Origin of the sequence: Thermoanaerobacterium sp. CMT5567-10 (genome assembly GCF_030534315.2) — a bacterium.
Classification (GTDB): Bacteria; Bacillota; Thermoanaerobacteria; order Thermoanaerobacterales; family Thermoanaerobacteraceae; genus Thermoanaerobacterium.
Genome location: NZ_CP130558.2, coordinates 561609 through 583065, shown reverse-complemented (window position 1 = coordinate 583065; position 21457 = coordinate 561609). Strand labels below are relative to the sequence as shown.

20 protein-coding genes and 2 pseudogenes are annotated in these 21457 nt (G+C 32.1%); 18 read left to right on the top strand and 4 right to left on the bottom strand.

Features of this window, described 5'->3' with window-relative positions; all coding sequences use genetic code 11:
* Positions 1 to 209: 209 nt before the first annotated feature.
* Both Q2T46_RS03105 and Q2T46_RS03100 read right to left on the bottom strand, forming a co-directional pair.
* On the bottom strand, positions 210 to 782 hold the full coding sequence (locus Q2T46_RS03105; protein WP_303264307.1) for a DUF6431 domain-containing protein: 573 nt from the start codon (positions 780 to 782) through the stop codon (positions 210 to 212).
* Between the two features lie 244 nt (positions 783 to 1026).
* Positions 1027 to 1248: a hypothetical protein gene (locus Q2T46_RS03100; protein WP_311062319.1), complete on the bottom strand. Its 222-nt coding sequence runs from the start codon at positions 1246 to 1248 to the stop codon at positions 1027 to 1029.
* A 67-nt stretch (positions 1249 to 1315) separates the two neighbouring features.
* Here Q2T46_RS03100 and Q2T46_RS03095 point away from each other — a divergent pair, with 67 nt between their 5' ends.
* The 8 genes from Q2T46_RS03095 to Q2T46_RS03060 all read left to right on the top strand — a co-directional run bounded on the left by Q2T46_RS03095 (position 1316) and on the right by Q2T46_RS03060 (position 8326).
* Positions 1316 to 1480 (top strand): helix-turn-helix transcriptional regulator, encoded by a 165-nt coding sequence (locus Q2T46_RS03095; protein ID WP_303264308.1) that lies wholly within the window; start codon positions 1316 to 1318, stop codon positions 1478 to 1480.
* Positions 1481 to 1696: 216 nt separating this feature from the next.
* Positions 1697 to 2197 (top strand): DUF1648 domain-containing protein, encoded by a 501-nt coding sequence (locus Q2T46_RS03090; protein ID WP_303264309.1) that lies wholly within the window; start codon positions 1697 to 1699, stop codon positions 2195 to 2197.
* The gene (locus Q2T46_RS03085; protein WP_311062318.1) at positions 2194 to 2343 is read left to right on the top strand and encodes a hypothetical protein; all 150 of its coding nucleotides are present in this window, start codon (positions 2194 to 2196) and stop codon (positions 2341 to 2343) included. The genes Q2T46_RS03090 and Q2T46_RS03085 overlap by 4 nt, the downstream gene beginning before the upstream one ends.
* Positions 2344 to 2695: 352 nt before the next feature.
* Positions 2696 to 5086, top strand: a complete 2391-nt coding sequence (locus tag Q2T46_RS03080) for a BglG family transcription antiterminator (RefSeq protein WP_303264310.1) — start codon at positions 2696 to 2698, stop codon at positions 5084 to 5086.
* A gap of 21 nt (positions 5087 to 5107) precedes the next feature.
* Positions 5108 to 5419 (top strand): PTS fructose transporter subunit IIB, encoded by a 312-nt coding sequence (locus tag Q2T46_RS03075; protein ID WP_015311257.1) that lies wholly within the window; start codon positions 5108 to 5110, stop codon positions 5417 to 5419.
* A gap of 34 nt (positions 5420 to 5453) precedes the next feature.
* Positions 5454 to 6533, top strand: a complete 1080-nt coding sequence (locus Q2T46_RS03070) for a PTS fructose transporter subunit IIC (RefSeq protein ID WP_303264311.1) — start codon at positions 5454 to 5456, stop codon at positions 6531 to 6533.
* A gap of 62 nt (positions 6534 to 6595) precedes the next feature.
* Complete coding sequence (locus Q2T46_RS03065; protein ID WP_303264312.1) at positions 6596 to 7447, top strand: class II fructose-bisphosphate aldolase; 852 nt, start codon at positions 6596 to 6598, stop codon at positions 7445 to 7447.
* 15 nt (positions 7448 to 7462) lie between these two features.
* The gene (locus tag Q2T46_RS03060) at positions 7463 to 8326 is read left to right on the top strand and encodes a ketose-bisphosphate aldolase (protein WP_399387988.1); all 864 of its coding nucleotides are present in this window, start codon (positions 7463 to 7465) and stop codon (positions 8324 to 8326) included.
* 492 nt (positions 8327 to 8818) lie between these two features.
* Here the strand turns inward: Q2T46_RS03060 and Q2T46_RS03055 are convergent, their stop codons facing one another.
* Positions 8819 to 9262, bottom strand: a complete 444-nt coding sequence (locus tag Q2T46_RS03055) for a helix-turn-helix domain-containing protein (RefSeq protein ID WP_303264314.1) — start codon at positions 9260 to 9262, stop codon at positions 8819 to 8821.
* 234 nt (positions 9263 to 9496) lie between these two features.
* Here Q2T46_RS03055 and Q2T46_RS03050 point away from each other — a divergent pair, with 234 nt between their 5' ends.
* The 10 genes and pseudogenes from Q2T46_RS03050 (at position 9497) to Q2T46_RS03000 (ending at position 20664) form a co-directional block, all read left to right on the top strand.
* Entirely contained in the window at positions 9497 to 9694 is a 198-nt protein-coding gene (locus tag Q2T46_RS03050) for a helix-turn-helix domain-containing protein (RefSeq protein ID WP_096230322.1), read from the top strand.
* A gap of 410 nt (positions 9695 to 10104) precedes the next feature.
* Complete coding sequence (locus tag Q2T46_RS03045; protein WP_303264315.1) at positions 10105 to 11280, top strand: sugar ABC transporter substrate-binding protein; 1176 nt, start codon at positions 10105 to 10107, stop codon at positions 11278 to 11280.
* An 82-nt stretch (positions 11281 to 11362) separates the two neighbouring features.
* Positions 11363 to 12256, top strand: a complete 894-nt coding sequence (locus Q2T46_RS03040) for a carbohydrate ABC transporter permease (protein WP_303264316.1) — start codon at positions 11363 to 11365, stop codon at positions 12254 to 12256.
* A 145-nt stretch (positions 12257 to 12401) separates the two neighbouring features.
* Positions 12402 to 13124, top strand: a pseudogene (locus Q2T46_RS03035) (carbohydrate ABC transporter permease).
* Between the two features lie 29 nt (positions 13125 to 13153).
* The gene (locus Q2T46_RS03030; protein WP_303264317.1) at positions 13154 to 14656 is read left to right on the top strand and encodes a glycoside hydrolase family 43 protein; all 1503 of its coding nucleotides are present in this window, start codon (positions 13154 to 13156) and stop codon (positions 14654 to 14656) included.
* Between the two features lie 175 nt (positions 14657 to 14831).
* Positions 14832 to 15308, top strand: a complete 477-nt coding sequence (locus Q2T46_RS03025) for a GNAT family N-acetyltransferase (RefSeq protein WP_303264318.1) — start codon at positions 14832 to 14834, stop codon at positions 15306 to 15308.
* Between the two features lie 409 nt (positions 15309 to 15717).
* Positions 15718 to 16974 carry a 2-hydroxyacyl-CoA dehydratase subunit D gene (locus Q2T46_RS03020; protein ID WP_303264319.1) on the top strand — a complete coding sequence of 419 codons (1257 nt, stop codon included), beginning with the start codon at positions 15718 to 15720 and terminating at the stop codon, positions 16972 to 16974.
* Positions 16975 to 16985: 11 nt separating this feature from the next.
* A pseudogene (locus Q2T46_RS03015) lies at positions 16986 to 18694 on the top strand (acyl-CoA dehydratase activase).
* A gap of 159 nt (positions 18695 to 18853) precedes the next feature.
* Positions 18854 to 19441, top strand: a complete 588-nt coding sequence (locus Q2T46_RS03005; protein ID WP_303264320.1) for a YdcF family protein — start codon at positions 18854 to 18856, stop codon at positions 19439 to 19441.
* Between the two features lie 56 nt (positions 19442 to 19497).
* Positions 19498 to 20664 carry an RNA-binding domain-containing protein gene (locus tag Q2T46_RS03000; RefSeq protein WP_303264321.1) on the top strand — a complete coding sequence of 389 codons (1167 nt, stop codon included), beginning with the start codon at positions 19498 to 19500 and terminating at the stop codon, positions 20662 to 20664.
* Positions 20665 to 20732: 68 nt separating this feature from the next.
* Here Q2T46_RS03000 and Q2T46_RS02995 read toward each other — a convergent pair whose 3' ends face one another.
* Positions 20733 to 21113, bottom strand: coding sequence for a carboxymuconolactone decarboxylase family protein (locus Q2T46_RS02995; protein ID WP_303264322.1), 381 nt, complete (start codon positions 21111 to 21113; stop codon positions 20733 to 20735).
* Positions 21114 to 21457 lie beyond the last annotated feature (344 nt).

The window sequence follows — 21457 nt, the reverse complement described above, 5'->3', positions numbered from 1 at the left end:
ATTATCAGTATTATTGACTGGATAATGATGGTACATTCACAAAGGTTATGTGGAGAAATAAAATGCAAATTAAATAAATTTACATAGACAAATTCAGATTAAACATTTTTAATCGAATTAAAATAATTATACAGACAAAAACATCGGTAAATTATGATAAAAACATGGCTTTTGTAAAAAAAGCAAAAAAATTCTACCAAAAATTAAGTTTAAGCTTTTTTGAAAAAATGTACTTTCATCAAATCAAAATAGTGTAAATTAAACTTTAGCTTTTCTTTTGTATATTTACAAATATTGCTTATCAAAGTTCTAGGTGATAAACTGTTCATTGTTTCAATGTATTCTCGAAAATTAGCAAAAAAGCTGTGAACATAATTCAAAATCGAGAGAAATCTCATTTTGAAATAACTGATATTTTGCTGTTTTACGAAAAACAAATTAAACTCTTTAATGATTTCATCAGCAACATATGTAGTGCCATGTCCATCGATAAATATTTTTTTCAAAGAAGTTAGAATAACAGATAAAGGATAGATAAAATATGGCACAAGGAAATCCGGTATTAAAGCATGTGTCTTATGGCATACAGGACAAATAACTCTTGCTATGGTAATATCTATGCAATTATTGTCAATAAAGACACCCCTGCAGTAATAACCGTGCCTATACAATTTACCGTTGTAATTGCAATTAGGACATCCAGATGGTGTATCTATGTACAAATATGATTCATTTTCGATATATTCATGTATATTTTTAACTGGAAAGGCTATAATTATCATTGTGATACCTTTCTTGGGGTGGTAATTAATTTTACCGCCCCATTATTTTTCTATAATTGTAGGCAAGATTAACCAATCTTATACATGAATATGAAAATTAATTAACTTTACATAATGGATAAGGTTAAATTATTTTGCTTTTTATGGTGCTTTTTATATTGAAATAATTTGCTGTATAACAGCATAGATAAATCAGGTTTTAGAATAGGTATGTCTTTTAAAGAAGAAGCCGTAGGAACAAATGCTATTTCAATGGCGATGCAATTAAGAAGATTAGTTTATTTAGAACCTCAGCATCATTTCTGTGACATTTTGAAAAAATGGTATTGTATTGAGCGCCTATCATTGTAGATGAAAAGATAATAGGATATTTTGATGTATCGACGATAGAATATGTCATGGCAGATGAAATGACTATAGTTTTAGAATTGCTTGCAGATAAAATTGCCGATGAATATAAAACCAATATAAAAGAGCAATAACTAAATAACTGCAATATAAATTTAACTGATAATCAGATAGAGATATTGCTAATGCTTGCAAAGGGTTATAAAGAATTGGCCATATCAAGAGAGATTGAAATTAAACCAGTTACTGTAAAATATCATAAGAGGAAAATAATTGAGAAGCTATGCGTAAAAAGCATTCAGAAAGCAGTTACAAAAGCGGTTAAATTAAATTTAATAGATATAGATTAAATTTTAAGATTATACTTTTGTATAGTTTTTTGCTTTTTATGTCAAAACTATACAAAGATATAGTAGACATTGGAAAAACAGCGCTATAAAATGAAGATGTACAAGGGCATTACAGTTTATTAAATAGATAGGAATAATAAAAAGGTATTGAATAGAGAAAAGAACATTAACAACGGCTCAGATTAACTAAAAATTTATGAAAGGAATGAAAATTAAATGTATAAAAATAGGTCTATTTTAAAGTTAAAATTTTCAACATTTGAAAAAGTTATCGAAATAATAGTAATAATTAATCTCATTTTAGAATTATTACTATTTATTAGGTATTGGCCATATCTTCCAAATAAAGTTCCAATACATTATAGTTTATCTGGTAATCCATATTCTTGGGGTAGCAAAGGAACTCTTTTTTTAATACCTATAGTGAGCATTTTATTATATTTTATGTTTTCATATATAAGTAGATTTCCTCATATACTTAATTATATTCCTGAAATTACTGAGGAAAATGCAGAGCGCCAATATAGAAATGCGCGTACGCTTATGACTTGTTTAAAGGTAGAGGTTATTTTTTTGCTTTCGTTTATCTTATATAAAGATATATATATAGCTTTAGGGAAGTTTAAAGAACTTGGAATCGGGTCTATTGCTATTTTATTGATAATAATTTTTGTTACAATAGTATATTTTATTATAAAATCAATAAAACTAAGGTGAAAATTGTAGATAAAAAGGATACAGAAGTTTACAGATGTGAGCTTTTTAAAATAACAGGTAAAAGTTATAGGCTTGAGTACAGGCAATCATTTTTGAATGGACATATGGAAAAAATTCAGGAAAGTTATTTTCCGAAATTTATCTGAAAGTACTTGCCGTTTACAAAAAATGCAGAAATACTAATTATTGATGTGAGAAACGATAAAATACAAAAGAAAATAAAATTAAACAATTGCCTCTATTTTAATAAGATGCCATAATTTCATTTTGAATGTTTTATAAAAAATCAAAATAATAAACTATAACTAAACAAAAAGTACTGTGTAAATTGCACAGTGGCTTATTTTTTATAAATAAAAAAACACGCAGTTGCATTTAATAGAGAGTTGTTATATAAGTTCCTTTTTTAAAGGAACTTATTTGTTATTTTACATATTTGAACAATATGATATCCTATACTTGTGGGGCAGAGGGAGAATAAAAGAAAGGAGGTAAACGTTGATTAGTCTTACTAAACGCCAGATAGAATTTATAAAGTTATTATTGGAAGAAACAAATTATAAAACAATTAAAAGCTTTGCTGATTTATTAAATGCTTCCAATAAAACCATTCAAAAGGATCTAAGGGTGATAGAGAAATATCTGAATAAATTTAATATTATATTAGACCGTAAACGAGGTACAGGCATTATGATTGTAAATGCAAAAAATGCCAAATGGCTTTTACTTAACGATCTTGAGAGACAAGAAAGAAAGCATGAAAATATTTCAATCAAAGAACGCAGGATTGAAATTATTAAAAACTTGTTGATTAGTTCACATATGAGTACTTCTATACAAAAACTTTCCGATATGTACTACGTTAGTAAGACGAGCATAGTAAATGATTTGAATTATATTGAAAAATGGATATCACAATTTAACCTCAAACTGGAGAAAAACAAAAAAGGGACTAGGATAGTAGGAACAGAAAATGATATTCGAAGAGCTATTGAATCTCTCCTAATTGAATATTCGAAGGAAGTGGATAAAGATTGGACTATTGAAGAGCTGTCAGCGCGCATTGATGCATCTACATTAAATGCATTATTAGAAATTTTTGAAAAAGATAAGATTATTTATGTTAATGAACTTCTTGTTAAATTGGAAAAGAAATATAATTGCCTCTTGAATGATCCTTATTACATCAACATTTTAACTCATATTTTGATTTCATTGACAAGGGGGCTGGAAGGAAAGCAAATAGAGGTAGATGTTGCAAAAAAGTCTGATAATTTGAAATATGAAAAAGCTTATGAAGAGGCGAAAAATATTGTTAATCAAATTAACAAAGATTTTCAGACACAATTAGGAGAATCAGAAATTTACTATTTATATCAATATTTTATCTCTTCTGGATTAGTGAAAAATATGAGTGAGAATGCTAATGAGGTTTTAAATGAATTAAATCAAAGGGCGAATATATTTGCAAAAAAAGTGACATCTTTTATGGAAAAAATTATGAATATAAATATTTTAAATGATGAAATCGTAATGGAAGGGTTATTGATGCATATACGTCCTATGTTGAACCGACTCGACTACGATATTCAAATATCAAATCCAGTAATAGGAGACATTATAGAAGAATATCCGGACATTTTGAATATATGTAAAGCAGCTGTATTAATGGCAACATATGATTTAAAGTTAAAAACGATTCCGATGGATGAGATAGGATATTTGGCATTATATTATCAACTAGCATTAGAACGATCAATTGTTAAAAGACGTATCTTGGTTGTATGCCAAAGTGGTTATGGAACATCACAATTGTTAAGTACAAGGATCCGGAGGGCTTTTCCGGATTGGGAAATTGTAGATATTTTATCAGTTAGCATGTTAAAAGAACGTAACATGGATGATATTGATTTTATTGTATCAACAGTACCAATAGATATTAAAGAAAAACCTTATATCCTTGTATCTACGTTTTTAAATGATCAGGATATTAAAAATATATCCAAACTTTTAGTAGAAAAACCTGTGAAAACTGATAGAAAAAAAATAGGGACGTTATATATTAACCAATATCTTACAGAGGAAAATATTTATTTCAATAAGCAGCATGATGAGGTTGTTGAACAATTAAATAAAAAATACCATACCAATATCAATTTTCACGAAATTTCACTTGGTGATGACATAAAAGTGGAAATGGCATTCTATAGCAAGCAACCTATTTTAGCAATTGCATTGAATGATATCAAGAAACTGAAGAAGCAAATCGTATTCTATATAGCAATGGATAATACTGATATAATAACTCATTTATTATCAGAAATATATCATCTTCATACCTTTGAAGGGTCCATGTACTATTTAAAAAAATGTATGAATAGAAAAGATGTAAAGAGTTATTTTGAATTGAATGAAGGAGAAATGAAGATTATGGCAACTGATTTAGCAAAAGTAATTAAAATTGAAACAATCAAACTTGATATGGAAGCAAAAACAAAAGATGAAGTATTACGGGAATTAACGACATTACTATATAATGCAGGAGCTTTATCAGACAAGGAAGCTTTCTTGGATGATGTATATTACAGAGAACGTTTGGGTTCTACAGGTATTGGCAATGGGATAGCAATTCCTCATGGAAAATCAAAATTTGTTAGTAAAACATCATTAGCTATAGGTAGAACTAAAACAGACATTGAATGGGAAACATTAGATAATAAACCGGTACGCTTTATTATTTTGTTTGCTGTGAAAGAGGAGAACAGGGATAGTGCTCATATTCGTTTACTTTCACAAGTGGCGACAAAATTAGCAGATGATGAAGTATGTGAAAGGCTACAAAAAGTGAAAACACCTGAAGAAATTTATCAAATCTTTGCAGGAGAATAAATATAGAAAGGAGGAAGATTTATGAAGATTGTAGGAATTGCAGCTTGTACATCTGGAATTGCGCATACTTATATAGCAAAAGAAAAATTGGTGCGCGCTGCACAAAGTTTGGGACATGAAATTCACATTGAAACTCAAGGAACTATTGGAACAGAAGATGAACTTAAAGTAAGTGATATTGCAGAAGCTGATGTTGTAATCATCGCAGCTGATATCAAAGTAAAGGGCAGAGAACGCTTTTCAGGCAAAAAAGTCATTGATGTTCCTACTGAAGTTGCAATTAAGTCTCCAAAAGCACTGATTAATAAAATCCAACAGGAATTAGGATTATAAAAAATTATTAAAAACAGAGGGGAGAAGATCTAATATGTTAAAAAACTTACAGTTAAAGAAACATGCGTTAACGGGTGTTTCATTTATGCTTCCACTAGTTGTGGCATCTGGCTTATTAATTGCAATTGGCAATCTAGCGGGAGGAAATCCATCTATAATTAAAGATTACAAAGACTCCTATACGATTTGGCAGGCAGCTGTATCACTTGGTGTATTTGGTATGGGGTTAATTCCAGCAGTAATGAGTGCAGCAATTGCTTATTCTATTGCTGATCGTCCTGGCATTGCACCTGGCTTATTGATGGGTATGATTGCTAATGCTATTGGTGCTGGTTTCCTTGGTGGCATGCTTGGTGGATACCTTGCTGGCTATTTTGTGAATTTTTTAAAAAACAATCTAAAACTTCCAAAATGGGCACAAGGGTTAATGCCAATGATGATTATTCCATTACTTTCTTCAATTGTAATCGGTTTATTGATGTTTTTTGTAATCGGTGGACCTATTGCGTCAGCTTCAAGAAGCTTGACAAACTTCCTACGTTCTATGAATGGAGGCTCTAAAGTAATATTTGGTGCTATTATGGGTGCTATGGCTGCATTTGATTTTGGCGGCCCTGTTAACAAAGTTGCATCATTGTTTGCAGATGGTTTGTTAGCAGAGGGTATTTATGGACCAGAAGCAATTAAGATTTGTGCTTCAATGATTCCTCCATTTGGTGTGACATTATCATGGTTGATAAAAAAATCAAGATACAGTAAACAGGAAGCTGAGAACATCAAAATTGCATTCCCAATGGGTATTTGTATGATTACAGAAGGTGTTATTCCAATTGCGGCAGTTGATCCAATACGTGTCATTTTCTCTTGTTCTTTCGGCGCAGCAATCGGTGGTATCTTGATTATGCTATTAGGAGTCGGTTCTCCTGTTCCTTCAGGTGGTATGTTTATTGTTCCTGCTATGCATAACCCACTTGGTTTCTTAATCGCTTTAAGTGTAGGTTCAATAATTACTGCAATTCTTTTGGTATTTTTAAAAAAGGATGCAATAGAAGAAGATACTAAGGAAGATGAAGATGAAGAAGAACTTGATTTATCAAGCATTAAAATAAATTAATTTTATAACTATCATAGAGTACATCTACTGCATTTTGTGATACCGTTTAAAGGAGAATTGTTATGTATGTTTCAATGACAGAAATGTTGAAAAAAGCTAACCAGAATAATTATGCTGTAATGGCAATTAACTGTTTTAATTTAGAAACAGCGAGAGCTGTTATAAAAGCCGCCGAATTAGAAAATTCTCCTATTATTATCAATGTGGTTCAAGAGCATTTGTTAAACCATTGTGATAGTGAATTAATAACCCCCATTGTAAAAAAACTGGCTAGCAGAACCAATATAAAAGTTGCTTTAAATTTTGACCACGGGCAAGACGTTCTTTTACTTAAGAAAGCAATTGACGATGGATTTTCTTCGGTAATGGTAGATGCATCTCGCTTTGGCTTGGAAGGAAATATTGCCATGACAAAAGAAATTGTACAATATGCACATCCCAAAGGAGTAAGCGTAGAGGGTGAAATTGGGTGTATGGGAGCTACTGAAGGAGCTAATTTTACGGTAAATGATATGTATACAAATCCTAAGGAAGTATTACGTTTTGTGAAAGAGACAGGAATTGACGCTCTCGCTATCTCAATTGGTTCATCCCATGGTAATTATCCTAATGGCATGGTTCCAAAGTTTGATTTTGAACGATTAAAAATCATTAAAGAATTAACTAAAATGCCATTAGTACTTCATGGAGGTTCGGGCTCTGGTGAAGATAATATATTGAAATCTGTTAAATATGGTATCAATAAAATTAATGTGGGATGTGATTTCATGAATGCTAATATTGCAGCAATTAAAGCAAGGCTGAAGGAAAATCCAGATATTAATTATTATGTATTAATGCACCAAGTTGAGCAGGACAGTATAAATTTAGTAAGATATTATATCAAACTGTCCGGCTCTCAAAATAAAAATTAAAAAGGAGAAAAGATTATGTTAATGAACATGAAACAGTTACTAAAAGTAGCTCAGGAAAATCACTTTGCAGTACCAGCTTTCAACACAAGCAGTAATATGATATTAAAAGGTGTGATGGAAGCGTGCCATGAAAAACAAGCTCCAGTTATTATAGCAATACATCCAGATGAATTGTCATTTGTAGGAGACAGTTTTGTAGCTAGTGTCATAGAAGAAGCTTATAAATCTGATGTACCAGTTGCTATCCACTTAGATCATGGCGCAACCTTTGAACAGATAGTTCATGCAATAAGATGTGGATTCACATCCGTTATGATTGATGCTTCCCAAATGCCATTTGAAGATAATGCCGCAATTACAAAAAAAGTAGTTGAGGCTGCGCATGCTGTAAATGTTTCTGTAGAAGCAGAATTTGGAACAATTGGTAAGACAGGTAACGATGCAGAACCCTCAGCTGATAAGATTATTTATACAGATCCAGCACTAGCAAAAGAATTTGTTGAAAAAACTGGCGTAGATACATTGGCAATAGCTATAGGAACAGCTCATGGTATCTATCCTAAAAATATGAAACCAAAATTAAGATTAGACTTGTTAAAGGTTTTAAGAGATACAATAAACATTCCGTTGGTATTACATGGCGGTTCTTCTAATCCGGACGACGAGATCGCGGAATCTGTAAAAATAGGTATTTCTAAAATAAACATTTCCAGTGATATTAAAGAAGCATTCTATCGAAAATGTCGTGAAGTTTTACAGGATCCTGTTATCCGTGAACCAAATGAAATTTATCCGCCATGTATTAAAGCTATGAAAGAAGTTATATACCATAAGATTGATTTGTTCAATGATGCTGATAAAGTCAAATTCTATAAATAGGGTGTATATAATTATTTAGATTTCTTAAAAAGTTGATAATTAAAATATTACTTTATGAATAATGTAATGTTGTAAAAAACATAGATTAAAACTGTAAATTAATGACGTTAAAGCCATAATAGGATTTACAAAACCTCTTATGGCTTTAACATTCTATGTTGTAAAGCTTGGATAGTGTTTTTACTTGCATAATTGAAAACAAATTTATGCTTTTCGGCAAATATTACATCTTATGATTCTACTGCAAAAAGTTTTTATTTAAACACCTCTTCGGGCTTATTAATACAATATATTTAAACATAGATTCGGTAAGTGTATTTATCAAGTGGAGAATACTCCAATGCATTCAATAGTTATTTCCACATAACAATACTTTTTTGTAATCACATCAAATGATGAAGAAAAATTCAATCATTATATAGATATAAATTCACCTATTTTTTGTTACTGTCATCTTCATACATAGATTCTTTTATAACTTTTTACGTAATTTTATTCAAAATCCTTTCTATATTCAGGATCTTTGGCAAGTTTTTCTTGCTGTTTTTTATACATTTCATCAGCAGTAACTAAAAAAGCATATACATACCTTAATTGCTCTTCTGACAAAATTTGTCCTTTAAAAGCTAACATTTTGCGACCATCTAAAAACTGTTCAATATCTTCAATAGGTATATCTTTATAATCTGAAGAAGTATTTTGACCTTCAATATTATTACTTTCATTAACTTGGCGCATAATTTCATCAGATGTTGTATCAAGTGCTATAGCAATTTTAGAAAGCATTTCAGGATCAAAATATTTATTTTTATTATTTTCTATTTTATATATTGCAGTATTACTAACCCCTAATATATTTGCTAACTCTCTTTGAGATATATTCTTATTTTGTCTTAATTCTCTTATTACATCACCAATTGTTTTTTTATTCCTCATCGTAACACTTCCTTTAAAAATCGCCTTTCAATTTCCAATTATAGCAATAAAGTGACATGAATGTCAACAATAAAGTGACAACTAATTTAAAATTAGTAACCATGTAGAAAAAAGTTATATATACATCATCTATATAGAGATTAATTATAAAAATTAATAGCAAAATAGTTGACATCTAAATGATTATATACTATAATTAAAATAATCAAATAGATTATTACGAGGAGGATAACTATGGTAAATGTTATTAATGAGATACTTATAAAATATGGTCTAACTCAAAAACAATTATCACAAAAAGTATACATAAGCCAACGACAACTAATACGCATTAAAAAAGGCGAATCGCGTCCAGGGAATAAATTCATAACAGGTCTAAAAAATGCATTTCCAGAGATTGACCTAAACGAACTTATCGAAAACAGAAAATAGGTGAGAGAAGATGTTGTGGAAGATTAAATGAGGTTGAAAAAAGTTGTAAAGCTTCTATGCAAGTCGTACTATGCTTAAAATACTGTCAGCAAAAATATGCGGATAAGAATCTTTATTTTAGGCAATGTAAATGATACCAATTGCTGCGAAAATTAAGTAAATTGAATGTCATACAAGGCACTAATAACGTTTAATAGTTTAAACTTAGTTTTATAAGGATGCCTCCATTTTTGGCATAATGTCAGTTATATTATGATAATTCTATGAAATTGGAGGAAGTCCTTTGAAATATGCGAAACCTTAATATTTTAAAGTTTTTTGGGTTTTGCAAACTAAAATCTAAATAATTAATGGAGGTGTTAAATTTTTGTAAAATGATATGAAATATAGTTCAGTAGGACAAGTAAACCATGTTTGGATGGGGCTCTGGTGAAGAACTGAAGGTTCGTAAAGAAGCTACACAAATATTTAGAAAATTATATCCAAATGTGAAAGTAAATGAAATTTGGCTTCCTTCGGATAGCATTGATCAAAAACTTGATGCTGCATTAGCAGCTGGAAATGCTGGTGATGTTATTATGATGTCACCTGATTGGTACGGCCTTCGCTCGAAGTGGTTTGAAGATTTAACACCATATGTGCAGAAAGATCATTTGGATTTACAAAGTATTTATACTCCTGGTATTGATGTAGGATATGTAGATAAAGATGGAAAACGAGAAGGTTTGCCTGTAACAGCTTCATCTTTTGTCTTTGCATACAATAAAGACATTTTTGATAAAGCTGGTATTTCATATCCTACAGATAATTGGACATGGGATGATTTTAAGAATATTTGTGAAAAAGTATCTTCAGGTTCAGGCGTTAATAGGATTTATGGTACTGTTTCTCATTGGGTTCTTCCAAACTTTGCTACTATTGCATATGGTGGAAAGATGTATAACGACGATTGGACGAAAGAATTGGTTGATGATTCAAATTCGTTAAAAGGATTACAGATGTTTGGTGATTTATTTGCTAAAAATGTAATACCAAGTAGTGCGGCATCTAGTGCTATGCCTATGGATCAAATGTTTGCAGCAGGAAAAGCAGCAATCTATCCGATGGGATTATTTGAAGCAAAACAAATAGCAACCGAAATTGGAAATAATTTTAAATGGGATATAGTGTTACCACCTAAAGATCTAAATGGTAAGAATACCGATGTAAGTTATCTTACAGGTTTTGCTATGAATAAAAGTTCAAAAAATAAGGCAGCAGCTTGGGCATATATAAAGACAATGTCTACCAATAAAGAGATTGCTGATTTATATTGCCAAGTAGATATACCTTCACTTAAAGAATCTGCTGAAACTACTTTTAAATCTTCAAAAATTGGCAATACTCAAATATCAACAGAAAAGTTTGAAAAAGGTTTAGAAGTTGCAATTTTGAACCCTTGGGGAGGAGCTCTTGCTAAAGCTGGAGACCAGTACAGCCAAATGTGGCAGCAGATTACAACGTTGCATAAACCGGCTTCTGATGCTGTTAAAGAATTTGCTCCTAGAATACAATCAGCTTTAAATGAATTAAAAAGTGAAAAGTAAATATAAAAAGGGGAGAATTTATTAATTATCATTTTCTCCCCATTTATCCTAATAATAATAAAATGATTAATGAGGTGAAAAAATGAAGACAAGAAAAAATAAACTTGAAAGAATTGAAGCTACAAAATTTTATCTATATATTTCCCCATGGTTACTAGGTTTTCTAATTTTTACTCTGTATCCTATAGTATATTCATTTTTGTTGATTTTTACTAATGCTGATTTAACGGGAAATGGGAAATTTATAGGTATTAATAACATAATAAAAGTATTTAGCAAGGACCCACTTTTTTTAAAAGCACTTGAGAATACATTATACTATTCGTTCGTTTTTGTCCCTTTAAGTTTAATATTTGCTTTTTTAATTGCGCTTTTACTCAATCAAAAGCTAAAGGGAATAAGTATATTTAGAACTAGCTTTTATATACCTTATATAACTTCAGGTGTTGCTGTTACAATGCTATGGGGGTGGCTTTTTAACCCTGACGTTGGGCTTATCAACTATATATTATCTGTTTTTGGTGTCAAAGGGCCAAATTGGTTAAACGATGAAAGGTGGGCAATGCCTGCTATTATTATAATGAGTCTTTGGTCTATTGGCAATACAATTATTATAACACTTGCTGGACTTCAGGATATACCAACTCAACTATATGAAAGTGCTGAGTTAGATGGTGCTAATCGTTTTACAATTACAACTAGAATTACCATACCACTTATAACACCTACGTTATTTTTCAACCTGATAATTGGCATAATAGGTGCATTTCAGATATTCACGCAGCCATATGTTTTAACCCAGGGTGGACCAAATTATGCGACATATACATATGTACTTCATTTATATAATTATGCGTTCAAATATAATGAGATTGGATATGCTTCTACCCTTGCATGGATACTTTTTATTATCATAATGATACTTACATTAATAGTAAACTATACATCGAAGTATTGGGTTTATTATGAAAATTAAGATTTGGAGGTGTTGAATATGCATAGAAATAAAAATGTATTAAAAAATTTAAGATATGTCTTAAGCTATGTTTTGCTAGGTATATTGACAATTGTATTTATTTTTCCATTTGTTTGGATGGTTTCTACTTCTTTAAAATTGCCAAATGAAGTATATACTTTTCCCCCCAAAGTTTGTATCAAAAACTATAACCCTAGATAACTTTATACAGGGATGGCAATATGCTAATTTTACTCGTTATACAATAAATACAGTAATAATAGCAATAACAGCAACTGTGGGTGCAATATTCTCCTCAGCTCTTGTAGCTTATGGCTTTGCTAGATTTAAATCACGTTTTAGTAATTTGCTATTTTCTATAGTTCTTGCTACAATGATGTTACCAAGTCAAGTTTTACTCATACCTACATATATTCTTTTTTCTAAATTAGGATGGATAAATACATTTCTTCCACTTATAGTTCCTTCATTTTTTGGAGGTGGGGCATTTAACATATTTTTACTCAGACAATTTTTTAAAACGATACCCAAGGATTTTGATGAGGCCGCATAAATTGATGGAGCTAGCTCATTCCAAATTTTTTATAAAATATTATTGCCAATGATTAAGCCAGCATTAACTGCTGTAGCTGTCATGTCTATTACTTATAATTGGAATGATTTTTTCCTACCATTAGTTTATCTTAATAGTGACAAAAATTTTACATTAGCCATAGGTCTCCAATTCTTTCGTACATCATATGGATCAACACAAATACCAATGTTAATGGCTGTTTCTTTTATAACGATCATACCTGTACTTATTCTTTTCTTTGCTGCACAAAAGTATTTTGTGCAAGGTATTACTATGACAGGTATTAAAGGATGATTTATTATTATTTGGGAAAGGTGATGTTAATGAAATATAAGAATCCAATAATTCGTGGATTTAACCCTGATCCTAGTATATGCAGAGTAGGCAATGATTATTATATAGTTAATTCTAGTTTTGAATTCTTTCCAGGTATACCGGTATACCATAGTAAGAATCTTGTTAATTGGCAATTATTAGGTTATTGCCTTTCAAGAGATTCACAGCTTGAGTTATCTGGAGCAAAAGCATCTAGTGGTATTTATGCACCTACTATCCGTTACAATAATGGCATTTTTTATGTAACGGCAACGAATGTATATCATGGAGGAAATTTTATTGTTTATTCAAAAGATCCAAGTGGGCGATGGTCTGAACCTATTTGGGTGGATCAAAATGGAATAGATCCATCATTATTTTTTGATGACGACGGGACGGTTTATTATAGTACAACTAATAACAATAAAATAATGCTTTCTGAAATAAATCCATTAACTGGTAAAAGGTTATCTTCTATAAAGCAAATAAGCGAAGGAAGTGGTGGGCGCTATCCCGAAGGACCACATATTTATAAGATAAATGAATGGTACTATTTAATGTTGGCTGAAGGAGGCACTGAATATGGGCATATGGAGACAATTTTTAGGAGCAAATCTCCATGGGGGCCATATGAGGTATGTCCGCATAATCCAATACTTACTCATAGAAATAAAGGAGAAAACCCGATACAATGTGTAGGTCATGCGGATTTGGTGGAAGATCAAAATAGAAATTGGTGGCTAGTATGTTTGGGTGTAAGACCTATTGGTAATTTATTATTGCATAATTTAGGTAGAGAAACTTTTCTCGCTCCTGTTATATGGGATAAAAATGGTTGGCCTATAGCAGGCAATAACGGTACTATCGCAATAGAAATGGATGGACCACTTCTAAGTGAGGCATTACCTGATGAAAATATCTTTTATGATGATTTTGAGAATAATAAGCTGGATGTACACTGGAATTTTATTCGTAATTTTAATCAAGCTAGATATGATTTGTCTTCAAAGAGTAGTTGGTTAAAGATTAGTGGTGGTGAAGAAACATTATCTGAAAGCAAAGGATCTCCTGCATTTATTGGGCGAAAACAACAGCATTTTAATTGTACAGTTACTACAAAAATTTTATTTGACCCTATAGGAGATAACTCGGAAGCCGGTATTGCTGCCTATTACAATGATAGCTATCATTATGAGGTTTTCATTACAAAGAAAAATAATGATTATTATATATGTCTTAGAAAAAGAATTCATGATATTGAAGTAATAACTGATTGTGTAAAAATAGAATATGAAGGAAAACTCCAACTTAGAATTCGCTCCGATAGAAAATACTATTATTTTGATTATAAGCTTTCTGAAGATGAATGGAAAACCGTTGGTAAGGGGATGACTGCGGGTTTATGCACAGAAGGAACTTATTTAATGACATTTACTGGTACATATATTGGAATCTACTGTATAAATGGTGAAGCTTATTTTGATTGGTTTGAATACTTCGGTGAAGATTGAGGATTTGTTGCAGGAATTTTAAAATAAAAGGCGAAATATATCAATTAATCGATAAATTATGGTTTATATTGGAAAATGTTTTGGATGTGAATTATGACGAAAAGCATTAACAAGTTGATTGCTGAAAATTATTGAAAGTAACAATAATAGTGAAATAAAAGTGGTGAGAAATCTAGTGAACATAAAAATAAGAGAAGCAGAATTGAATGATTATAAATCAATAAGTACTCTTGTTAAAGAAGTACATAGTCTACATGTTAAAAATAGGCCGGATGTGTATGCGGATGTGGAGAATCCTTTTACGGAAGAAAGATTTAATAAGATATTAGATGACGATAAAACAAAGATTTTTGTCGCTGAAAATAGTAATAATGAAATAATCGCTTACAGCATTATAGAAATAATGATTGCGAGAAATATTCCAATTCTTAAAGAGAGAAAATTTGTCTATATAGATGATTTATGTGTTAGCTCAAATCATAGAAGAAAAGGCGTGGGGAGAATGTTATTTAAGCATATTGTTGATTATGCAAAAAAATCAGGTGCAGATGCTCTTGAATTAACTGTATGGGAGTTCAACAGCGATGCGATAAAGTTTTACGAAAGTTTAGGTATGACGACAAGAAATAGAAGAATGGAATTGAAGATTTAAACTTTATAAATAATTATTTAAACATTTTAACAGGATATTATCCATTATCTTGTCTAATTTTATTTTTGAGAAGCGAGGCATGAGAAAAAATTGGTGAAGCCGGAGGGTTGGGTTATAATATTAATAGATTAATATTATAAAGACGATGTTCTCCTCTTAGTAATTAAAGAAAGACTTTTAAAGATCTTGGCACTTATTAAAGTTTTTTCAGAAGTTACACAGGCTTTCAAAATCCGCAATAAATAATATATGAAGTATGGATGCTGAGAGCATGATGTCAAACTTTACAAAAAAATAATAGAAGGATTAAAAGACATGAAAGAAGGTAATAGAAGAAGGAATAAGTACGTACATTTTATGATAATTAGTTTATTGAGAATTAATTGAAGGTATATAGGGGTGTCGTCAAATGGATTTAGTAGATACCTATGCAAGATGGATAAAGAAGAATGTGGATAACCCAGAGATGGTCAGAAAGCTTATTATATTGGGTTTGAAGGCAGAGCATGCCTACTTTTCTCTATTTAGAGACAAGCAAGTGCCAAGGTCGTTTAACTACCTAAATAAGATAGGTGTGGAGTTTATATTAAATCCTTTGATATATAGAGATCAGTCAGCATGGGTCAATTTGTTTGCTCCCACCGAAATACTTCATGCTATGGACATATACCCTTTGTGTATAGAGGCACTTTCTTCTTTCCTTGTTGGTTTTCACTGTGAAGATGTATATGTAGACTATGCCCAACGGTCCGGGATATCCGATACCCTTTGTAGTTATCATAAGGGATTTATAGGAGCTGCTTTAACCGGCCTTTTACCTAAACCTAAGTTTATGATTACATCATCAATGCTGTGCGATGCCAATATAAGCACATTTAGATATCTTTCATGGTATCACCATATACCCATGTATTCCATAGATGTGCCGCTTGAATATAGCCAACAAAGTGTTAATTATTTGGAAAAACAGCTTAGGGAAATGGTGAAAATGCTGGAAGAGGCAACAGGTAAAAAGATGGATGAGGATAAACTGAAGGATGTAATAAAAAGGGAGAATAAGATTCACGCACATATGAATAGATATATTGATGCTTTGAGGTATAAATGCCATCCTACCACCTTGACGTTAGAGATGTATATGTTGTTTATCAATCATACATTTATGGGTACTCAACCAACATTGAATTTTTATGAGATGTTGACAAATGAGCTGGATAGCTTTCCCCACAGCAGAGCAAAGAGGGTATTTTGGGTGCACATCGTGCCTTTTTATCCATATGCATTAAAGCAGTATTTTAATTACAGCCATAAGTATGAAATTTTGGGACTTGACCTGAATTTTGATTATTTAGAGGAGATGGATTATGAAAACCCGTACAGGGCATTGGCCAGAAAAATGCTTCTTAATAATAACAATGGGCCTTATCAAAGGAAAGTGGACAGCATAATGAGCATAGTTGACAGGCTGCAACCTGACGGTATAATACATTTTTGTCAGTGGGGATGTAAGCAGTCTGTAGGAGGAATGATGCTGCTTAAAAAGGCACTGGATGAAAGGGGCATACCTTTTCTTGCTTTGGATGGCGATGGAGCGGATCGGCGCAACCATCATGAAGGACAGATAAATACCAGGCTGGAAGCTTTTTTGGAGATGTTAGATAAGTAAGGGAGATGCTTATGATCATAGGATATATATGTAAATATACACCTATAAAGATTTTGGAGAGCATGGGTATTGAATGCGTGCGCATTGAGCCATCATATATTGATAATGGTATAGCCGAAGCCCATATGCATCCCAATGTGTGTACATACGTAAAGGGAGTGCTGACAGAAGTATTTAAGGGGGGATATGATGGCATTATCCTTGTAAACTGCTGTGATAGCGTAAGGCGGTTGTATGATGTCCTGAAAAACGCAGAAAATGGCAAAATGATATATATGCTGGATTTACCGAGGAAAAGCGGAGACCAGTCAGTGGCCATGTATGCCTCCGAAATAAAAAAACTTATACAGACATTTACAGATTTCTATGGGAAAAAATTCAATGTCCAGGATTTTATAAGATATATATCGACAGAGCAGGAAAATGCCGGGCAATTTAATATGCCCAAGGGAAACGATGGTATAAGGCTGGCTATAATGGGGGCCAGATGCAATTCATCTCTTATTGATTTGCTTAAAAAGGCAGGGGTAGATGAGGTGTTAAATTATACATGTACTGGGGATTTATTAAATTATATGCCGCTTCCTGATTTCTCAGCAGGTGAGCAGGACATAATAGAGTGGTATGCTGGAAGCCTTATCCGTTCAATCCCGTGCATGCGCATGGCAGATATTGATAGAAGACGTGATATGTTGAAGGATATAATGGCAAACGCCAATGGCATAGTGTATCATACTATAAAATTTTGTGAGTTCTATTCATATGAGTATTCATATATAAAGGATAATTGTCGCTTTCCCATCTTAAAGATAGAGACCGATTTTACCCATGGCAGTGAAGGACAACTTATAACAAGGATTGGTGCCTTTGTGGAATCATTGAAGGGTAGCAATAATAAGGTGGAGAGACCTTCACATGGAACTAGGAAAACTATAGTAGCCGGCATAGACAGCGGGTCTTTGTCCACCGACGTTGTTATACTGGATGAAGACTGTAATATACTGTCATATAGCATTGTACCAACTGGTGCATCTATAGTGGATAGTGCCAACAAGGCCTTTTCACAATCTCTTAAAAGAGCTGGAATTGCTCCACAAGATGTTTCGTTCATCGTATCTACTGGATATGGGCGCATTAATATCCCTTTTGCCAATAAACAGGTAACAGAGATAACTTGCCACGGCAAGGGGGCCTATTTCTTAAATAGCAATATAAGGACTATCATTGATATAGGCGGTCAGGATAGTAAGGTTATAAGACTGGATGAAGATGGCAATGTGGTGGATTTTGTAATGAATGATAGGTGTTCGGCAGGTACGGGACGATTTTTGGAAGTTATGGCAAAGGCCCTTGAAATTCCACTGGAAAAGATGGGAGAAGAAGCTGAAAAGGCGACGGAAGACATAAATATTACAAGCATATGCACGGTTTTTGCAGAGTCGGAGGTTATATCTCTTATTGCACAGAATAAAAAAGGGCAGATATAATAAAGGGATTGCACAATTCAGTGGCCAGCAAAACAATTGGCTTGCTTGACAGGCTTGGCAGGAAGGGTGCCTATATGATGACAGGTGGAGTGGCAAAAAATAGAGGTGTGGTAGAGGCAATAGAGCAGCGAATAGGGGACAAAGTACATATTCCTGCGGAACCACAGATGGTAGGAGCTTTGGGAGCAGCCATTTTGGCGCTACAGGAAATTAAGGTGAAACACGTTAAGTAAATTAAAATATATTTTTAATACAAAAGGCTTTTCGTCTCTTAAAACAGCAAATACAATATCTGAAATCTGGTGCATAATTGCTCCAAGAGCCATTTTTTTAAGGATTTTTAAATTCAATATAGTATTCTATTAAAATTAAAAGAAATTTTGGGGGTTATAATGAAACTTCTTATAAAAATTACTGCATTGCTAATAACTTTTATCGTGCTTTTAAATATCATAGCAGAGTTACAGGTGATCACATTTGCATATAATGCAAAACCGGTAAAATCTGATGCTATTATTGTCCTCGGCTGTGCAGTTTACGAGAAAAATCCGAGTCCTTTTTTTAAGGAAAGGTTAAATGAAGCTATAAAACTTTATAAAGAGGGACTTGGTAAGTACATTATTGTATCTGGCGGTGAAGGACCTGGTGAGGATATATCTGAGGCAGAAGCGGGGAAGGAATATCTTTTGAAAAATGGTATACCTGATAATACTATATTAAAAGACGACAAGTCGTATTCAACGTTGCAAAACCTCAAAAATTCTAAGAAAATTATGGATGAAAAATCGCTAAAGACAGCAATAATTGTATCAAACAAATTTCACCTGAAAAGGGCAAGCATAATAGCGAAAGAAGCAGGCATAAATGCAAGCTATTCAGGAGTATTTGTAAAAAGGTATTTTTATGAAGAAGTATACGGCTTTTTACGGGAAGCACCTGCATTATTGTATATGTATTTGAGAACTTTAGCTAATATTTGATATAATTATAATATATAGCATAGATTAAAACCATACATATATTTGGTGGTGTTATTATGGAAATTTTTAATGTTGATGAACTTATTAGACTGATTAAAAAAGGAGAAGATTCCTACACTCAATTTAAAAGCATGATAAATAGTCCGGATGCATTGGCATCTGAAATTTGTGCATTTGCAAATACTGATGGTGGAAAAATTGTTGTAGGTGTTTCGGATGATGGAGAAATTATCGGGGTTAGTGATATTAATTATTTAAATCAGATAATATCAAATGTTGCATCACAGAAAATTGAGCCTCCTATAAGTGTTCTGACTCAAAATATAATTTTTGATGATAAATTGGTTGTAATTATAGATGTGCCAAAAGGTGATAATAAACCTTATGCCGCAAATAGGACCGATTATTGGATAAAGGTTGGTGCTGACAAAAGAAGAGCAACAAGGGAAGAATTGAGACGGCTTATGCAATCATCCGGAAATATTTATGCAGATGAGATGGTAGTGCCCAATACTTCAATTGAAGATATTGATATGTATGCATTTAGGGATTTTTATGAAAAAGAATATGGCTCTGCAATTGAAGAAAATGGAATACCCGTGGAGCGGCTTTTAAATAATTTAAAACTCATGAAAGACAGCAGTTTGACATTGGCTGGATTATTATTGTTTGGCAAAAGGCCAGAACGCTTAAAACCGCAATTTATAATTAAAGCGGTAAGCTTTATAGGGAATGACGTAAGCGGAACTGAGTATCTTGACAATGAAAATATAGAAGGTACTATTTTTGAGCAGTATAAAAATACTATTGCCTTTTTAAAGAGAAATTTAAGAAAAATCCAGAAAGGACAGAATGTAAATCTGCAAGGAATAATAGAGATTCCCGAAATTGCTCTCGAAGAAGCAGTTATTAATGCAATTGTACACAGAGATTATTTTATCGAAAGCAGCATTAGAGTGTTTGTGTTTGATGACAGAGTAGAAATAATAAGTCCGGGTAAATTACCTAATACTGCAAACATAGAGAATATAAAAAGAGGAATACAGATTGCAAGGAATCCTATATTGCTATCATATTTGCCGAAATTAAAAATCCCATACAGAGGAATTGGCTCTGGCATAAGAAGAATGATTGCAGAATGTAGTAAAGCAGGTATCAAAGAACCTGAATTTATTGAAGATAAAGAAGCAGAATTATTTAAGGTTATATTTTACAGGCCGTAATATTGTGTAAAAGGCTTTCCTTTTATTATAGGATAAGGAAAGCCTTTTTTAGTGAAAGTGTACTTTATTTATTCGGTTGGTTTTATCACAAGTCCATTGTTGAAGTGGTTTAAACCACCGACTAGATCGATAACTGATAAAAGCTCAACTATTTCTTCATCAGTTACGCCCGCTTCTTTTAATTTGTTGGTGTATGTAGTAATGCACATCTCGCAATTATTTAAAATTGATACGGTCAATGCAACAAAAAGCTTTGTTTTTCCGTCTATCTTGCCAGATCCCATTACAACACGTGATTTTTCAAGAAAGAGTTTAAGATATTCTGGCTTATTTGCCATTGCACGCATTGTTGGAGGAATAAATCCCATCTGCTTTTCTATTTGCTCAAATAATTGCTTTACTTCTGGACTTGCCTCTTCATTGCTAACTAATTTAACCCCTATAGCCATACTATCACTCCTAAAAATGAAATAATATATACCCACCCCTCTATGATGGGGTACAAGATAATAATACTACTATTCTATTGTGGATGCAAGTACGGTGAAAATTTCAGTAGAGCGAAGGGTACATTTAATAAGCAATGGTTCACTTCTCATCTTTGATTAAGTATTCTTTCTATCGGCTGTACATACAGATGAAAATATTGATGATAATAAAACAATAGAGGCAAGCTTTGAAGCAATAAAAAGATATTCAATATATAAGTTTCTGTTATGGTTTCTATAAATTTTTATTATTATACTTGTTAAATATTTGATGTTATAATTATATCAAAATATGTTAAATAATT